The organism is Francisella halioticida, assembly GCF_002211785.1.
In the GTDB taxonomy this organism is placed as follows: Bacteria; Pseudomonadota; Gammaproteobacteria; order Francisellales; family Francisellaceae; genus Francisella; species Francisella halioticida.
Genome location: NZ_CP022132.1, coordinates 1700556 through 1717651 on the forward strand (window position 1 = coordinate 1700556; position 17096 = coordinate 1717651).

Here is a 17096-nt window from a genome sequence, read left to right on the forward strand (position 1 = left end):
AAACTCAACTTATAAAATTACTATAGTTAATAGTATAACACTATTAATTTATTTAACTCATAGCCTCTCTTAACCAATTACTAATATAATATTGCTCGTAATAATCTATTTTTTCTTCCGTTTCAAAAAAAAACTTTAACTTATCAGAATCCGATAAAGCATCTCTGTTTATAACCCAAACTGTATTAGCATTATAAAAAGATTCTTTTTTTATATTTTGATTTGTCGTTATTAATTTCAAACCAGCTCCTATAGTTTCAAAGGTTCTAATAGTCAATCCACTTTGTATATTTAACTCGATATCTAATACAGCCTTTGCAGCCGCATACTTAGATATCATACTATTGGCATTTACTTTGTATGTCTTAAGATATTTTTTATCTTTAAGCTTAAGTTTTCCCGTAACTAACATTCTAAATAATGCTAATTTTGTTATATATAAATGATAAAAAAAATTATATCCACTCTTTTTCAATTGACTTTCTATTAATTGAATAAGTTGAAGCCTATCACTATGAAAAGCTCCATAAAAGACCAAATCATAATGTTTACTAACATCAGTATTTCTAACATTTCTATACTTATCTCCAAAAAAAAGAGGTAAATATTCTAAATCATATTTTTTAGAATCTCTTCTATCAAATGTCTTTACTAAGTGAAAATATTTTACAAAAGGTAAATAATCATTTTGATTTATAGAATCCCATTGATACATTATAAATTTTGTACCATGAGCTTTTGATTTCATTTTTTCCAAAAATGATGCATCCAACATACCCCCTCGAATAACAAAAACTATATCATACTTGTCCTCTTCAAAATCTTTTAATATTTTTAAAAGATATTTTTTTTTAAGTAAATATGCTAAGTATGGTACCGTCTTTATTAAAATTCTATAAAATACATCGCTGCAAATTTCTGGATAATATTTAACTGAAAAACCTGATACTTTTAACTCATTAATTATTTGCTCATGATAATCATAAAATTTTGGTGCTATAAATAAGACTTTTTTCCCTTTAAGATACATCTATTTTTTGCCACTCTTTATTTTGAAAATTATATTGCTTTATCACCTTTGCTGGCGCCCCCACAGCAACAGAATAATCTGGTATATCTTTATTGATTACAGAATTGGCGCCTATTACTACATTCTTACCAATATTAGCCCCAATAATTGAAACATTTTCACCTATCCATGAGTTATCTTTAATTTCAACACTTCCTATAAATTTAACAGGTTGCTCTTTAATTGGGGTATTTATATCCTCATATTCATGTAAATTGTCAGCAATATATACTTTATCTGCAACGAGAACATTTTTTCCAATTTTCACACTTTGTAAAGCTACAATATGAGAATTTCTACCAATATATGTATTTTCTTCTATTACAATTTTTCCATTCTTAAGTGAAAGAAACCATGCACCTACATTTACAAAAACATTATTAGATAATGAAATATTATTTTCTCCTTGAATACTATCAGGATAAATTAAACGAACTCCTTTACCAAAGTGTTTAAATTTTTTTGAAAAAAAAGTTTTAAAGAAGATTCTAAAGAAAAAAATCTTAACTCTTTTAAAAAAATTATAACTTATCATCAGAATTTCTCTCTAAAATTTCTAAAAGCTCACTAGGTGTCTTAAACAAAGGAGTAATCTCAACTAGCCTTTCATCGCTAAGATTCCACCACTCAGATTTAATTAATCTGGCAATAGTCTCTTCATCAAACCTATATTTAATATGCTTAGCAGGCACACCTCCAACAATACTATAAGGTTCAACATCCTTTACAACAACTGCTCCTGCTGCTATAACGGCTCCAACACCTATAGTTACTCCTGCCTTAATCTTTACTCCCTGCCCGATCCAAACATCTGAAGATATTATTGTTCTAGGAAACACTACACTATCATCTAAAACTTTCTTAGTGAAACATCTAGGAAGAATATTTGTATAACTATAAAATATCGGATTTGTACTAACCATATCAATAGGATGATTTGCTAAAGATATATTCACATTAGAAGCAATAGAACAGAACTTCCCAATATCTGCTGATACGATACTAGTATTTTTTTGTATATATGTATAATCTCCCACTTGTGTATTTTGTAAATTAACATCACGGAATAATACGGTATGCTTACCTACACTGCTACTAGCATCAATATTCACATTAGCATAAAGCCTACTATTAGGAAATTTTATTTTAAAAATAAAAGATTTAACTAATCTTTTAATATACTCAATCATTATCCTTATTCTCCAATATACTATAAATAAAATCCATATTTCTTTTCAAATTTCCACCATCTAATGGACCGATATACTTTTCCATCACTTTATAGTTTAAAAAATCATTATACCTTTCACTAGAATTCTGAAAATCATAGAAAACCTGTATTAAATCATTTACTGTAGATACTGTAACTAATTCAGAACTATTATTAAATGGTGGATCAAAAGTTTCAGTGTCTTTTTTATAATAAACCACAGGAACCCCTAAACAAGATGCTTCAAAAAGTGTTTGAGAGTTTATGGAAATATAAAAATCCGTTTTTTGCAACACATCTAACATAGGAGTTTTATCTTCTATAACAATACTCAAATCCTTAAAATATTTTTCAACAAGCTCTTGATATTTTAACCTGAATCCATTTGGACGGACTTTAATAATTATATTAATTTTTGTCTCATTTTTTCGAATTTGATCTAAAGCAGAGAGTACATCATACATAAAGTCAAATTCTACTGCGATATAAGAGTTTAAATCAATTAGATTAAATCCAGATGCTCCAATCGTAATAGTTGGAGCAATTCTATTTATTTTATTTTTCTTACAACTTGAATAAGTATCCATTCTTGGATCTCCAAGAACAACTATATTATTCATATCTTTGAAATAGTGCTTTTTAATACTTTGAGAATAAGAGTTTATATATTTAGCATACTTACCCTCATCTTGATGTTCTGAACCTAACCAACCATTAATTATCAAATAACTAGGAATATTCCTAACTCTACATACCATATCAAACAAAGTTGCAGTTTCCCCTATGTTAGCAATCAAAATCTCTAAACTGACTTTATTTTTATTAATGTACTTTATACAGTCATCTAATATTGCTAATGAGTTTGGTAGCTGGTTAGCTACCCTCTTCTTTATAATTTCATAAACTTTATTTGAAATATCGTATTTGCCATCCAGCACTAATGAAGCAAATTTATGACTATCAAATTTAGACATTAGTTCTTTTGCTACTCTTTTATGATTTTTTGTAGCATAACCAATAGGCAAAGTTCTTTCTTTTAACTTAGCAAAAAAAGATGAGCCTCTAGATAAATTAATAAGTAATAATCTAATTTTTTTATCACTCCTCAATACATTAAGTATTTGCTTAGTTGGATGATATTCTTGTAAAAAAACTGTTTTCCTATTTCGATAAATAGGCAAGTTATCAATATATGACATAACTAAACCAAAAATATAAGTAGCTAATTTTCTTAACGAGTACAACTTTCCTCTAAAACCATTAGCTCTAATCTTACTATCTATCCATCTTGAAATAGGAAAATAAAAACCCTCTACTTGATGACTATTTACCACATAGAATATAAACTTTAAGTTCAAATCATTTAGAATATCTTTTATCAATAAGTCTGTAGATAATAAGTGTAACTCTGAATACTGTATATCAAATAAAATAGACAAGCAAATATATAACCTACAGTAAGTTACAAAATCATTCCAAAACTCCAACCGGAAAGAAAAACCAAAAGGAATATCTTTATGAGTAAAGATATCTTTACCATATTCATCAAAATGCCAGTCCTTAAAAAAATCATAAATTACGAAATTATATTCATGCATATCTTTATCAGATATTAAATGATCTACAAAAAATGATTTACCGCCTATACTTTCTATATAATGCTTTAACTCAAAATCATAAGTAAGTATCAAATCTTTTTCTAGATTATATTTGATATTTTCTGCTTGCCAAATACACATTGAATCAACAATATATATGCGCCTATAAGTAGAATTTAATTTATGTTTTTTAGTATTCATCATAAGCCTTTAAAAATATAATAAATTTAAAATCAATCACTTTAATTTTTTAGTAATTATAGTATTCATCCATACTTTTTATAAAAAAAACACATTTCGATGCATCATACCATATAAATTGATTAATAACTAAAGATAAGGGATACAACATTTAAAAAAACAATTAGTCTTTATAACTTTGAAATCAAAAAATCTTCCAATATTAAGTATTTCAACCCAGAATTTTCAAACACATGCATTGCATCAAATACATCATTAACAACTGGTAAACCATGTAAATTATAACTGGTATTTAATAAAGCTCCTATATCTGTGATTTTTGTGAATTCTTCTATTAATTCATAGTACTCTTTATTTTGTTCTTTAGTTAATATTTGTGGACGAATTGTCTCATCATATGGATGCGTGCCAGCTTTTATATCTTTTAGAAACTCTTTTTTTGTATCCATTGCTATTGCCATATATCTTGATTCAAATCCTTTTAGATTTATTAAGTATTTATCTTGAAATTTATCTAAAACTGTAGCAGCAAAAGGCATCCAAAAATCTCTCCCCTTAATAAGTTCGTTAATATATTGGATAATTTCAGGATTTGATGGGTTTGCTAAAATACTTCTATTACCCAAAGCCCTCGAGCCAAACTCCATTCTTCCGCAAACCCTCGCAACAACCTCTCCATCTGCAAGAAGTTTAGCAACATACTTATTATTCATTTCTGAAATATTATATTTTTTATCTAGATTGAAAGTTTTAATATACTTAGAAATATCATCATTAGTGTTTTCATTTCCAAGATATAAATTTGGTAAAGGCTTATTTGTTATATCATTTTCATAATTAGCAAAATAGCATGCTCCAATGCTCTGAGACTCATCAGATGAAGAGCCTGCTACAAAAAGAGTGTCAATAAACTTCTGATCTCCTAGTACTTTATTTACTTTAACATTCATTGCAACACCACCACTGAAAACAAAATTAGTAAATCCAATTTTCTTATTCGCTCTATTAAATAATTCTATCAACATTTTTTCAGTATACTGCTGGATACCTCCAGCAATGTTATCAAACCTGTGATACTTCAAATTTTCATTTAAAAAACAGAAAAGATCAGAAGGTCTATTTTTATAAACTATTTTTAATTCATCAAACTGCAATAACTCATCAAAAATATTTTCAACCTTTTTTGCATACTCATATTTTGAATATGGAGCAAGCCCCATTACTTTAAACTCATGCTCAAGGGGCTTCATTCTCAGATATAGAGTTACCATTCTATATAGTCTTGCTATATCACATTGATTACTCTCTGATATAAGTTCAAACTTTTCATTTTCTATTTTCCAAACAGTTTGATTTTTTCCATCACCATAAGCATCAACTGTAATAGCTATAGTCTTATTTTTTTTATTAGGATTAGCAAAATAGCCATACATAGCATGGCAGGTATGATGATCATAGAATTTTATTTTTGATTTATCAATTTTCATAAAATCTGATACGTCAGATATAACTAGTTCAACAATCGCATTTTGTAATTTATCTTTTTCTAGGTTATGAAAGCTTTCTGGAACCTGATAAAAAGTCTTTTGATTTTCAAATTTTTGTTCAAAAACTTTTTTCACATAATCCCTAGGGTAATTTTGTCCAGCAAGTTTCGGTTTCCAATAGTTTTCCATCATATCAATATGATCATTAACGCCAAAAACAGTGTCAATTGGATAGCTTAAATTATTCAAATCATTTCTTTGAATAGTTGACATTGCAATTAGATCAATATTTTCATTTGAAAGAGCATATTTTTGCATAATATATTTAACACAATTTTTAGGAAAACCTTTTTCATTTTTTCTTTTTGTAAACCTTTCCTCTTGAACCGCACAAACTATTTCCCCATTTATTGATAACGATGCGGATGCATTATGGTCATCATAAATCCCAATAACTACCATGGTTTCTTCCTTATTTTATCCATTTAGAAATATTTAATTTTTCACTAATTATTTTTTTCCGAGCTTTTGGTAGACCATCACCAACAAAATTAAAAAGATTTGCAGTAGCAACAGCATCAACACGATTCCTTTTCAACCCATCAATAAGGTGATTTTCATTTCCAGCACCTCCAGCTATAATTAGCGGTATTTTTATAGTTTCCTTTACTCTATCAATTGTTTTAAGATCATATCCAAAACCAGTTCCGTCTCTATCTATTGAATTCAAATATATTTCTCCAACATTTAAACTTTCGACATACTTAATAAACTCAACCAGTGATATCTCAATCGGTTTTCTTCCATCATTAATAAATACTACTTCCCTACCATTTATGATTTTATAATCAATTGATGCTACTACACTTTGTGAACCATACTGTTTAATAATCTTTTCAACCTGATCAGGGTTTTCATAAAGTAAAGAGTTTAATAGCAACTTATCAGCACCACTATTAAACAAAAGGTTTGCATCTTCAATGCTATTTATACCTCCACCAGCGGCTACAGGGATAAAGACATCATCAACAAGCCTACTCAAAACCTTTGCAAATTTATCTATTTTTTTATCATCTCTATTAGCATTTATTACTATCAGCTCATCAAGAGAAAAAGCTATATCACAGAATTTATAATTTTTTTCAAGCCAATCAATACCACCAACGCCCTGAAGTCTAAAATTTCTACTTTGGTTAAACTTGTTATTATGGTAGATAAGTGTAAATATTATTCTTTTTCGAAGCATTTAGAATTTCTCTATAAAGTTTTTAAGCAACCTAAGACCATTAGTTTGACTCAGCTCAGGATGGAATTGCGTACCTACAATATTATCAGATTCATAAGAGGCTATAAAGTCTCCTCCATAATTACATACTGATTGTTTAATATTACCTTTGTTTTGAAGCTTAAAACTATGTGTAAAATAAAAATCCGCTATTAGGTCAAAATCATAATAAAGCTTACTCACGTTATTAACACTGATTTGATTGAACCCTACATGAGGTACAATTACATCACTCACTTTAAATTTCTCACATTCTACATCTATATAACCAAGCCCTACCGAACCACCATCTTCTTCACTACCATTACATAACAATTGTGCTCCAAGACAGATACCAAGTATTGGTTTTTTCTTTTCTATCACTTCTTCATTCAAATATTTGTCTATATCTCTTGCTCTAATATTACTCATTGCTTTTGCAAATGATCCAACACCAGGAAGAAGTAATTTATCAGCTGACCTTATATCATCATGTCTATCAGATACTATAATATTATTAACCCCTAAATATTTAAAAGTACTCACTATAGATCTTATATTCCCCATGCCATAATCAACTATTACAATCTTCATATAATGAATTCTTCTCCGACCACATACTTCGGTTGCCAGATTCCATCGATCATTTCAAACAAATCTTTATTCACGTACTTCTCTAAAACCAAATCAAACTCTTTTTTAGTCATACCATAATACTCTAAATAAGTGTCTATCAAATCATATGGATATGCATTATCATACATTCTTACAAGATTCACTGCCTGATCCCTAGTCATTGAGCCTCTTCTTATCTCGATACCTGCATCTTGTGTCGCCCTACCAAAACCAAACTTCAGGTACATTAAGTATGCGTGTAACGCATATAATGCTTGATCATTTTGTGAAAAGTTTGTAAAAGTATCATGGTTACCATCATCTTTTTCAACTAATCCACAGAAATCTTTTGCTACTACATAATTTCTATATGAATCCCAAGCCTCAAAGTATGACCAATGAGTAAATGAAAGACCTATCTCGGACACATCTTTTTCTTCAGGAAACTGGAAAAAAGCTAAATCTGCTTCACTAATATCTCCATCTTGCTTAACCCTATTAAAAACCTTCTCATGACCACCTTCTAAATAAACTCTTTTCATATATCCAATATCGTACAAGGCTTTATTCTTGCTCTCTGTTGAACCTCCATATTCTATTTCTCCATCCTCACCATAAAATATCAATGGAATCTTAAAGTTAACAGCAGTTTTTATAACAGCCGTCATAATTGCTATTAACCATCCATAATAAGGAAAGCCTTTTTCAATGAACCCATACTTATTTAATCTATCCAGAACTTTTGGATTAGTAGAAATGTGAATATGGTTATATCCTGACTGTATAAAGTTTGATAAATTTTGATCTCCAATATCTAAGGATAGTGCTGGCTTAACTGTTATTGCTAATGGATTCATTCCGTATTTATGCTTTAATGTATATGCAACATATGAACCATCTTTCCCTCCACTTACAGGCACAATACAATCAAAATTTCCAGAAGTTGATCTATATTTATTTAATAAGCTAGTTAACTCATCCTGTCTTTGAGACCAGTCCATATTTTTTTTCTCTTCCATCCATTGACATGCATTACACCAGCCTCTTTCATCAAAGGAAATTCTAGGTCTTGTTGACATATTCAAACAGTTTGTACACCAAAATATTTTTTTACTCATATTTCCCATCTCCACTTTATTATAATTACTTTCAGGCTAGCTTTACTTTCAACAATCAAGGCCTAAAGACTAAATCCATCATCTACTACAATATTTTGCCCATTCACATATTTACTCATATCACTAAGCAAATAGATCAAAGTGCCTCTTAAATCACTTTTATCAAGCATACCTTTATTTAAACATTTTTCTTTATATTTTTCTAGGAAAGGCTCTGGTTGATTATCAAAAATTCCACCTGGACTTAAGCTATTTACATTAATATTCCAACCCTTAAAATATTTGGCCATATACTTAGTTAAATGGATAAGTCCTGACTTTATCACAGCATATTCGATAGGCATTGTCATAGCTGTATCATTATATATTTCAAAGTCAGGAGCAACCACGCCATAAATAGAGCTTATATTCACAATATTACCATAGCCTTGTTCTTGAAAATATTTAGCAAATTGTTGTGAAGCAGTAAAATACCCACCTAAATTCAACCCAAAATTCTCCACAAAATCACTATGCTCAACATCAAAAAAGTACTTCCCATAGCTCTTGTTCCTAGGATAAGCACTATTAACAAGCGCATCTACTTTACCATATTTTTCATCTGCATAGCTGATGCACTCTTCTAAAGATTTTTTTGATGTTATATCAAGCTTTATAAAATCAATGCTTATTACATCTAACTTTCTTGATAAATTTTGAGCAACCTTAGCAGCTAAATTCTCATTTATATCAGCAATGATTGCAGTCCCACCATTTTCAATAACAGCAACAACAAACTCTTGGCCAATGAGACCGGCCCCACCAGTTATAACAACAACCTTATTATTTAGCATATTTTTCTCTCATCAAAAATTCTACAAATTTAAAATCAAATTCAGTATCAATATCTATAGATCTTTCTTCTGGCATCACATATAGTCCCGTTTTTTCTAAAAATAATGAATTCTCTTTTAAAATCGAGCCTCTTTTCCATATATAAATGGAAGCATTCATATCATAAGACTTAGGAGCATCTTGTCTTCTAACAACACTACTATTAAGTTTTTTTGACAAATATACTTTCCCATCTTTATCTTGTTCGACTAAATTAAAATAAGGATTTCTTCTACTTGGCATTGCTGTTATTAAATTATCATTATTATTTTTTCTAAACTGTTTGAAAGATCTTTCTATATCTTTTACATCTCTAAGAGGTGCTGTAGCATCTAAATCTATAAGATAATCAAATTTTTTACGATAATGTACTTCACTTCTGGAAAATGCATCTCTAATAACATCTAACTTACCAGCAGTATCATCTGCCATCTCAGTACTACGCTTAAAAAAAACTTCTGCGCCAAAATTTATAGCAATATCAGCAATTTCATCACTATCAGTGCTAATTATAATATGCTCAAAAAGTTCTGAAGCTTGTGCTTGTTCTATTGTATAAGCAATAAGCGGCTTTCCATTAAGGAGCTTAATATTCTTATTTTTAACACCTTTTGAACCACCTCTTGCACAAATTGTACATAAAATATTGTTCATCTATTTTGCTCCTGTACTATTGATATGGTTTTCATAACCTCTAGAGCTTCTTTAAAATTACAAACTGTTTTTTGCTCACTCAAAACATCCTTATGCATTTTTTCAAACATGTAATTCCTCTCTAAGTTTGAAAAAGAATATATTTCTTCAATCCCTGTTTTATTTTTTTTAATTAAATTATTGGATATAAAATCAGCTTCATAAGTATGTTCAAAGGTTTCAATTAATAGTTTTCTATGAGTCTTCTTACTGATATAGTCTATTGAAATATTCACAAATACATTTTTACTTGTTTGCCCTATTAGCATTGTCAAATCATCAGAATCTATTTCTAAATCTGATATCTTTACTTGATAACTTTTTATATTGTTTATTTGTCCACATAGCCATTGAACATAATCAATCTCATGACTCAAATCCAATAAAACTCCGCCTCCCTCTGATTTTTTAGCACTATAGCACTCTCTATAACCTGAGCTTGGCCTCCAGGATGGTAGGTACTGACCACATTTAGCATTTATTGAGATTATAGTTTCTTTTTCTAAAAGAATCTTCAGTTTTACTAAGAGAGGATGAAACCTAAGCACATAGCCAACAAACACTATATTGTTAAATATATCTATACTTTTATTTGTCTCAAACAAAGGTTTTTCACAAAAAATAAGCTTTCCTGAAATTATATTATCTAAAAACTTTAACTGCTCATAATGTTTACTCGTCTCTGAAGCAACTATAAAATAATCATAAATATTATAGTCAGAAATATCCTCTAAGCTCTTAAAGCAATTAACATCTACTATATTTTGCTTAGTAACTAAATCTATAGATTTAATATTAGAAAAACTAGATAAAACCTCGTGATGTCTTTTACCTATAGATCCATATCCTATAATTAAAGCTTTCATTAAAAAACCTCATCGTACTCAGAATTTGCTTTTTTATACTCTTCAATCCTACCAATATCCAACCAGTATTCTTTCAATGGAAAAGACACCGTTTTTTCTTGGGCTTTTATTAATTTTTCGAAAAGAACTGGCATATCATAAAACTGTTTTTGTGGAATATAGTCAATTGCCTCAGGTGATAACATATATATGCCTGCACTAGCATAAAAACTATGAACAGGTTTCTCTTGTATCGATACAATATTATTCCCATCCATTTTAACTACGCCATAAGGAACCTGAAAATCATACTCTCTTACACACATAGTCGCTACAGCAGAATTATATCTATGATAATCATTAAGACTTTCAAAATTAACATTTGTAAGCAAGTCACCATTCATAACAAAAAATGGCTCTATAGGCCTCTCTTCCAGAAGAGTTAAAGCCCCAGCTGTACCCATTCTTGTTTCTTCTAATATGTAATCTATTTTTGCTCCAAACTTACTACCATCACCAAAATAATCCTGTATCATGTGTGATTTATAATTCACACACATTGTAATATTTTCATATCCGCAATTAACGAACCCCTCGACTATCGTTTGTAGTATAGGCTTTTCTCCAACATGCAACATTGGTTTTGGTGCATTATTTGTAAGTGGTCTTAGTCTCGTTCCAAGTCCTCCAACCATCAAAACAACTCTATTTGGTTTCGTTTGCGGTAATGATAACTCCTCTAATAAGTGTAAACCTATCACTATCTCATTACCATCTACAACTGGTATTTGGTGAATCTTTTTTATGGTTGCTTTTTTAATAATACTTTCTGTTGTTTCACCAACGTAAGATATAATTGGTTCTCTAAACACAATAGTCTCTATAGAGCTATCCATATTTAGACCATTAAGGAAACCTCTTCTTATATCTCCATCTGTTAGTGTCCCAATCAACTCACCATTACTTTTAGTTACTACTGCTATCTGCATAGATCCAGAATTTATAACTTTTAAAGCTTCTCTTATTGTCGTGTAAATATCTATTTTTATATTCTCTACACTTCTCATTTTAGGCCCCAATATCATAGAATGATTTCTTTATAATATCATTCAATTCAACACTTTTTATTACTTCTATAATTTTTTGGCTGGCACATCCATTGCCATATGGATTTACTGTATTAGCTAATGTTTTTTGAAATTTTTTAGAATATAACTTTTTAAAAGCTGCAGAAATAGCAACTTTATTAGATTCACAATCAATAACACTATCAGCTTTTATACGCCCCTTTTGCCTATCACCTATATCAACAGTGCCTATCTTAAAACTGGGAGCCTCAATTAAGCCACTAGAACTATTACCAATCATTGCATCCACATATTGTAAAGCACTTAAATATCGTAACTGCCCCAATGATGTAAAGACTACAGCTTTATCATAATTCTTAACAACATACTCATCAATCATCTGATTGATAATTCTACCATCAGTATCGCTATTTGCCTTTGTAAATATCACATGAATATCTTGTAACTCATCAATTGCATCTAGTAAAGCTTGGAACTGTATTTTTGCTGTACTTTTTTCCAAAGTAACTGGATGAAAGGTTACTATAATATTCTTGTTAGCTAATTTAAAATCTATTGATTTTTCAAACTCTTCTTTTGATAACAAAGGTAGTCTTTTGACATTTTCAATACCCAAACCACCAACATTGAAAACTCTAAATGGATGCTCACCCAACTGTATTACTCTATTTTTATATTCTTCTGTTGCTGTGAAATGTACATGGCTCATCTTAGTTATAGCATGCCTGATAGATTCATCAAAAGCACCCTCTGTAGTTTCTCCACCATGAAGATGTATTACTGGTATTTGAGCTATCATAGCAGCACTTACAGCACTAAATATCTCATACCTATCTCCAAGAACTACCAAAATATCTAGCTTTAAATCTTCATAAGCCTCACAAAAAGAGATTTGAGCTAATCCCATTGATTTTGAAATTCCAATAGCTGTATCGGAAGATACCAACATCTCAATTTTCTTATCTATCTCAAAATCTTTCTCGATATCTATATAGGTTAATCCAAACTCTGGACTTAAATGCATCCCTGTAGCTATAATTTGAAGCTCTAGGTCACTATCTGCTTCAATCCCTTTCATAAGCCAATAAAGAAGGCCATACTCAGCTCTTGTACCTGTAACTACGCATACTTTTCGTTTCATATCAGATCATCTTCTTCATAGTCTTTTGTTGCAACAGATCCAAGAACTTCATCCCACTTCATTGGATTTATGCCATACCCAGGTCTTTTTACAGTCATGTTATTACCTGTTAAAATATCACCTTTTTTTATCTCTGTTTTTGCCACTATAGACTTTCTTACAACAGCAATATTAGGGGTTTCACTTTTAGATGGCTTTTTTATAGCACTTCCCAGAGCCAACTCTATATTTCTTATAGCTCTTACCATTTCTTTTAGCTCACCGGGCTCAAGGCTTGCTTTATGATCTGGTCCCTCCATAGATTTATCTAGAGTAAAATGTTTCTCTATACAACTAGCACCCATCGCAACTGCTGCAATATCAATCTCTATACCTAAAGTATGATCGCTATAGCCATACAGAACATTAAAAGCACGACCAATAGTTACCATTGCTCTTAAGTTAACATCTTCCATAGGTGTTGGATACATAGTATTAGCATGAAGCACTGTTATATTCTCTTTCTTTGTACCAGCTTCTAAAAGAGTATCTAGAGCATCTTCTATCTCACCAATATCAGCCATACCAGTTGATAAAATTACTTTTTTGTTTAAACTTCCAATATGTCTTAAATATGGTAGATTTGTAATTTCACCACTTGGAATTTTAAATACTTCAAGGCCTAACTCATCTAACATATAAATACTATCGTGATCAAAAGGAGTTGAAAGAAACATGATATTTTTTTGTTTACAATAGTTTATAAGTTCACTGTGCGTATCTATATCTAACTCAAGCTTTTTCAGCATGCTAAACTGAGAGTCATCGCCATCATTCATATTTTCTTTTTGATAATTAGCTTTTTCAGCATTTCTAGATACTAATTTTTCAGCCTTAAATGTCTGAAATTTAACAGCATCAGCGCCGCTATCAGCAGCAACATTTATTAATTTTTTTGCAAGCTCAGTTGAACCATTATGATTTACTCCAGCTTCTGCTATTATAAATACATTACTCATTTCACCAAGCCTCCTGCCTTTATAAATCCACAGATTTCAATATTTTGCCTTGAGGTTGCATTACTTCCAAAAAAAGTATTCTCTTTTACTATCACTCCACCATTTAAAACACTTGCAGTTGAAATATGGCAATTATCTTCAACTTTACAATCATGCTCTACTAATGCTTTAGTATTTATTATACAATTTCTCCCTACTCTCGCATTAGCATTTACAATAGCATAGTGCATCACAACCGTTCCCTCTTCCACTTTTGCATGTTTCGAAACATATGCGAGTGGCGAAGTGACAGTAGGTGAATTAAAACCTATATGTTTTAATAGATTAAAAAGCTTTACTCTTAGATCGTTTGATTTTATATATCCTACTGTTATACATGCGTTTTTGCATGTTTTAAAAATAGTTTCTAAGTCATCATCACAACCAATAATAGGATATCCTAATATGTTTTTACCTATATTTTCTTTAATATCAATTATACCTAATATCCGATATTTATTTTCCTGTTCTATAACATCGATCACACTATGACAGTGTCCACCACCACCAACAAGAATTATTTTCTCTTCAATCATAGAATCACCGAACTAGGAATATTCACAATTCTTTCTTCAAAATATTTTGCATTACTTAAATCTACACTTTGGCAATTCTTAAAGATCTCTGACTCACTCATAAGCCTCCAAATAGGTCTTGTCATTATATTATTTGCATTGGTATATTTTAAAAAACTATTTCTTTGGCTCTTATCCTCAAACATTACAGCCTGAAGCCAATAATTTGACTTTGAATTTACAGGCTCTTGAATAAATTTAACAATCTGACTATTAAAAAATTTTTGATATTTACTAGCTAAATCTCTTTTTGAATCTAAAAATTTATCCAATTGCTCTAACTGAGCCACAAGTAAAGCCGCATTTATATTCGGAAGCCTATAATTATAACCTATTTTATCATGCACATATTCATAAGGATGAGGAACTTTTGCAGTAGTAGTGAGGTGCTTAGCTCTCCTAGATAAATCTTCATCGTCCGTGACTATCACACCACCACCACCACTAGTAATAATCTTATTACCATTAAAACTGAAGGTGCCAACTTTTCCATATGTGCCAGTATGTTTATTCTTATAGTAGCTCCCCAAACTTTCCGCAGCATCTTCTACTAACTCAACATTCCACTCATCACAAATAGCTTTTATCTCATCTATTTTACATGGATGACCAAAAGTATGCATTGGAACACAAGCTTTTATAATATTACCTGTTATCTTATTTACACAGCTGCTATTTTTTATTTCACAGTTTTTTTCTAAGAATCCTCTTATAGAACTAGGATTCATACCCATAGTGTCTAGATCTACGTCCACAAAGACAGGTGTTGCATTACAATAACTTATAGCATTACATGTGGCCACAAATGTCAAAGGCTGAGTTATAACCTCATTACCAGTTTTTACACCTGAAAGAATTAATGCTACATGTAGCGCCGCCGTACCATTCATAGTAGCTATAGCATATTTACTGCCTACATAGTCTGCAATTTTTTTTTCAAACCTATCAACATATTCCCCAACACTTGATACAAAAGTTGAGTCAATACATTCATTTAAATACTTCTTTTCATTACCTATAAATCTAGGCTCATGTAAAGGGATAAATTCATTAGTTCCAAAAGTCATTCTAATAAAATCTAATATTTCTAGCATATCCATATTACATTTTTCCATCAAGATATTTACCTGTTTCTTTGTGTCCAAAATCAGGAATCAGTTTTAAAAATTCTTTTTTTATATCTTCTTTAGCCCAAGATAGTTCATTTTTGAGAGCAGTAATCGTTTTTTCAAATAAGGCTAGCTTATCTGCCTCAAAACATGTTTTATTTTTGATAACACCTAAACTACCAAATCTATCCATATCTAAAGTTTCACTACCAATAAAGAATTCTTCAAAATCTTTTTCACCTGTTGTATCACTAGGCGTAAATAAACAAGGCCATTTTCTTTCGGCTGACGATGCCCTCACAAGCTCTCTAGCTTCATCTTCACTATCACAAAAATAAGGCTCATAATCTAAGTTTTTTAAATATTTAACTGCTATTTCCGAGAATGTGATTAAGTGCAAACTCTCGCTAAGCTTAGGGAAAAATATATCTCTGTTTTCTCCGAATATACAAGACATCAGACATAATTCTCCACTTTCCTGAGGAGTTACAAAATATCTCTTTACATCATTAGGGGCAACGATTGGCTGCTTCTTCTGAATTCGCTGATTAAATCCATGAAGTAAACTTCCATCACTAAAAGCCACATTTGCAAATCTTGCCATAGAGATAGCAATTCTATCAGAATTTCTATGGGCAAACATCTCCATAATTCTCTTACTTGCACCCATCATATTCACAGGATTAGCTGCTTTATCAGTACTTACACAGAAATATTTTTTCACACCTTTTTCAATAGACTGCTTTATTGTTTTATCTGTATTAAAAATATTTGTTTCAATCATCCTCATCAGAGTATAAGGATCTTTCTCACTTCTTACATGTTTTAATGCTGATAAGTTTAAAACATAGTCATATTTACCATCTGCTTTTATAAAAGCATTATATTCTAGGCTACCAATATCAAGAGCATAAGTAGCAAACTCCCCTTCAATATATCCTAAGCTACTTCTGATATCCCTAACAAGTTCAACAAGATTATTCTCTGAAATATCAACAATATGAAGCTTCTTTGGATTACGTTTAAAAACTTCTTTTGTCACTGCTTGACCTATCGATCCAGCACCTCCTAAAACCAAAAACTTTGAGTCAGAAATAATACTTGATAACTCTTTTTCATAGTAAGAAATATCACTTATAAATAACTTTTTTTCTCTTCCTATTAAATTCAAAA

At 30.4% G+C, this 17096-nt stretch carries 17 protein-coding genes; all 17 read right to left on the minus strand.

The genetic code is table 11. The features are described from left to right. Positions 1-52 precede the first annotated feature (52 nt). On the minus strand, positions 53-1030 hold the full coding sequence (locus tag CDV26_RS09065) for a WaaS/CpsH family glycosyltransferase (RefSeq protein WP_088772999.1): 978 nt from the start codon (positions 1028-1030) through the stop codon (positions 53-55). Next, positions 1020-1604 carry an acyltransferase gene (locus CDV26_RS13665; RefSeq protein WP_088773000.1) on the minus strand — a complete coding sequence of 195 codons (585 nt, stop codon included), beginning with the start codon at positions 1602-1604 and terminating at the stop codon, positions 1020-1022. The genes CDV26_RS09065 and CDV26_RS13665 overlap by 11 nt, the downstream gene beginning before the upstream one ends. After that, positions 1591-2259: a CatB-related O-acetyltransferase gene (locus CDV26_RS09075; RefSeq protein ID WP_088773001.1), complete on the minus strand. Its 669-nt coding sequence runs from the start codon at positions 2257-2259 to the stop codon at positions 1591-1593. The genes CDV26_RS13665 and CDV26_RS09075 overlap by 14 nt, the downstream gene beginning before the upstream one ends. Next, positions 2252-4078 (minus strand): hypothetical protein, encoded by a 1827-nt coding sequence (locus tag CDV26_RS09080; RefSeq protein ID WP_157671569.1) that lies wholly within the window; start codon positions 4076-4078, stop codon positions 2252-2254. The genes CDV26_RS09075 and CDV26_RS09080 overlap by 8 nt, the downstream gene beginning before the upstream one ends. Before the next feature lie 170 nt (positions 4079-4248). Next, positions 4249-6027: a carbamoyltransferase C-terminal domain-containing protein gene (locus tag CDV26_RS09085; RefSeq protein ID WP_088773003.1), complete on the minus strand. Its 1779-nt coding sequence runs from the start codon at positions 6025-6027 to the stop codon at positions 4249-4251. Between the two features lie 10 nt (positions 6028-6037). Then, positions 6038-6811: a HisA/HisF-related TIM barrel protein gene (locus CDV26_RS09090; RefSeq protein WP_088773004.1), complete on the minus strand. Its 774-nt coding sequence runs from the start codon at positions 6809-6811 to the stop codon at positions 6038-6040. Next, complete coding sequence (gene hisH / locus CDV26_RS09095; protein WP_088773005.1) at positions 6812-7423, minus strand: imidazole glycerol phosphate synthase subunit HisH; 612 nt, start codon at positions 7421-7423, stop codon at positions 6812-6814. It abuts the gene before it with no gap. Further along, complete coding sequence (locus CDV26_RS09100; RefSeq protein ID WP_088773006.1) at positions 7420-8562, minus strand: N-acetyl sugar amidotransferase; 1143 nt, start codon at positions 8560-8562, stop codon at positions 7420-7422. Before CDV26_RS09100 ends, hisH begins: the two co-directional genes overlap by 4 nt. A gap of 62 nt (positions 8563-8624) precedes the next feature. Continuing rightward, the gene (locus CDV26_RS09105) at positions 8625-9395 is read right to left on the minus strand and encodes an oxidoreductase (protein ID WP_088773007.1); all 771 of its coding nucleotides are present in this window, start codon (positions 9393-9395) and stop codon (positions 8625-8627) included. Next, positions 9385-10089, minus strand: a complete 705-nt coding sequence (locus CDV26_RS09110; RefSeq protein ID WP_088773008.1) for an acylneuraminate cytidylyltransferase family protein — start codon at positions 10087-10089, stop codon at positions 9385-9387. Before CDV26_RS09110 ends, CDV26_RS09105 begins: the two co-directional genes overlap by 11 nt. Next, on the minus strand, positions 10086-10994 hold the full coding sequence (locus CDV26_RS09115; protein WP_088773009.1) for a Gfo/Idh/MocA family protein: 909 nt from the start codon (positions 10992-10994) through the stop codon (positions 10086-10088). Before CDV26_RS09115 ends, CDV26_RS09110 begins: the two co-directional genes overlap by 4 nt. Beyond that, on the minus strand, positions 10994-12040 hold the full coding sequence (locus CDV26_RS09120) for a nucleotidyltransferase family protein (protein WP_088773488.1): 1047 nt from the start codon (positions 12038-12040) through the stop codon (positions 10994-10996). The genes CDV26_RS09115 and CDV26_RS09120 overlap by 1 nt, the downstream gene beginning before the upstream one ends. 1 nt (position 12041) lies before the next feature. Then, positions 12042-13202, minus strand: coding sequence for a UDP-N-acetylglucosamine 2-epimerase (neuC, locus tag CDV26_RS09125; protein ID WP_088773010.1), 1161 nt, complete (start codon positions 13200-13202; stop codon positions 12042-12044). Further along, positions 13199-14200 carry an N-acetylneuraminate synthase gene (gene neuB, locus CDV26_RS09130; protein ID WP_088773011.1) on the minus strand — a complete coding sequence of 334 codons (1002 nt, stop codon included), beginning with the start codon at positions 14198-14200 and terminating at the stop codon, positions 13199-13201. Before neuB ends, neuC begins: the two co-directional genes overlap by 4 nt. Beyond that, entirely contained in the window at positions 14197-14775 is a 579-nt protein-coding gene (locus CDV26_RS09135) for a NeuD/PglB/VioB family sugar acetyltransferase (RefSeq protein ID WP_211276365.1), read from the minus strand. The genes neuB and CDV26_RS09135 overlap by 4 nt, the downstream gene beginning before the upstream one ends. Continuing rightward, entirely contained in the window at positions 14772-15929 is a 1158-nt protein-coding gene (locus tag CDV26_RS09140) for a LegC family aminotransferase (protein WP_276328719.1), read from the minus strand. Before CDV26_RS09140 ends, CDV26_RS09135 begins: the two co-directional genes overlap by 4 nt. After that, positions 15916-17094 carry a UDP-N-acetylglucosamine 4,6-dehydratase gene (locus CDV26_RS09145; protein WP_245806432.1) on the minus strand — a complete coding sequence of 393 codons (1179 nt, stop codon included), beginning with the start codon at positions 17092-17094 and terminating at the stop codon, positions 15916-15918. Before CDV26_RS09145 ends, CDV26_RS09140 begins: the two co-directional genes overlap by 14 nt. Between the last annotated feature and the right edge of the window lie 2 nt (positions 17095-17096).

Bases quoted from the DNA above. Each gene is read 5' to 3' on its own strand.
- CDV26_RS09065 (WP_088772999.1), bottom strand. From the start codon at position 1,030: ATGTATCTTAAAGGGAAAAAAGTCTTATTTATAGCACCAAAATTTTAT.
- CDV26_RS13665 (WP_088773000.1), bottom strand. From the start codon at position 1,604: ATGATAAGTTATAATTTTTTTAAAAGAGTTAAGATTTTTTTCTTTAGA.
- CDV26_RS09075 (WP_088773001.1), bottom strand. From the start codon at position 2,259: ATGATTGAGTATATTAAAAGATTAGTTAAATCTTTTATTTTTAAAATA.
- CDV26_RS09080 (WP_157671569.1), bottom strand. From the start codon at position 4,078: ATGAATACTAAAAAACATAAATTAAATTCTACTTATAGGCGCATATAT.
- CDV26_RS09085 (WP_088773003.1), bottom strand. From the start codon at position 6,027: ATGGTAGTTATTGGGATTTATGATGACCATAATGCATCCGCATCGTTA.
- CDV26_RS09090 (WP_088773004.1), bottom strand. From the start codon at position 6,811: ATGCTTCGAAAAAGAATAATATTTACACTTATCTACCATAATAACAAG.
- hisH (WP_088773005.1), bottom strand. From the start codon at position 7,423: ATGAAGATTGTAATAGTTGATTATGGCATGGGGAATATAAGATCTATA.
- CDV26_RS09100 (WP_088773006.1), bottom strand. From the start codon at position 8,562: ATGAGTAAAAAAATATTTTGGTGTACAAACTGTTTGAATATGTCAACA.
- CDV26_RS09105 (WP_088773007.1), bottom strand. From the start codon at position 9,395: ATGCTAAATAATAAGGTTGTTGTTATAACTGGTGGGGCCGGTCTCATT.
- CDV26_RS09110 (WP_088773008.1), bottom strand. From the start codon at position 10,089: ATGAACAATATTTTATGTACAATTTGTGCAAGAGGTGGTTCAAAAGGT.
- CDV26_RS09115 (WP_088773009.1), bottom strand. From the start codon at position 10,994: ATGAAAGCTTTAATTATAGGATATGGATCTATAGGTAAAAGACATCAC.
- CDV26_RS09120 (WP_088773488.1), bottom strand. From the start codon at position 12,040: ATGAGAAGTGTAGAGAATATAAAAATAGATATTTACACGACAATAAGA.
- neuC (WP_088773010.1), bottom strand. From the start codon at position 13,202: ATGAAACGAAAAGTATGCGTAGTTACAGGTACAAGAGCTGAGTATGGC.
- neuB (WP_088773011.1), bottom strand. From the start codon at position 14,200: ATGAGTAATGTATTTATAATAGCAGAAGCTGGAGTAAATCATAATGGT.
- CDV26_RS09135 (WP_211276365.1), bottom strand. From the start codon at position 14,775: ATGATTGAAGAGAAAATAATTCTTGTTGGTGGTGGTGGACACTGTCAT.
- CDV26_RS09140 (WP_276328719.1), bottom strand. From the start codon at position 15,929: ATGGAAAAATGTAATATGGATATGCTAGAAATATTAGATTTTATTAGA.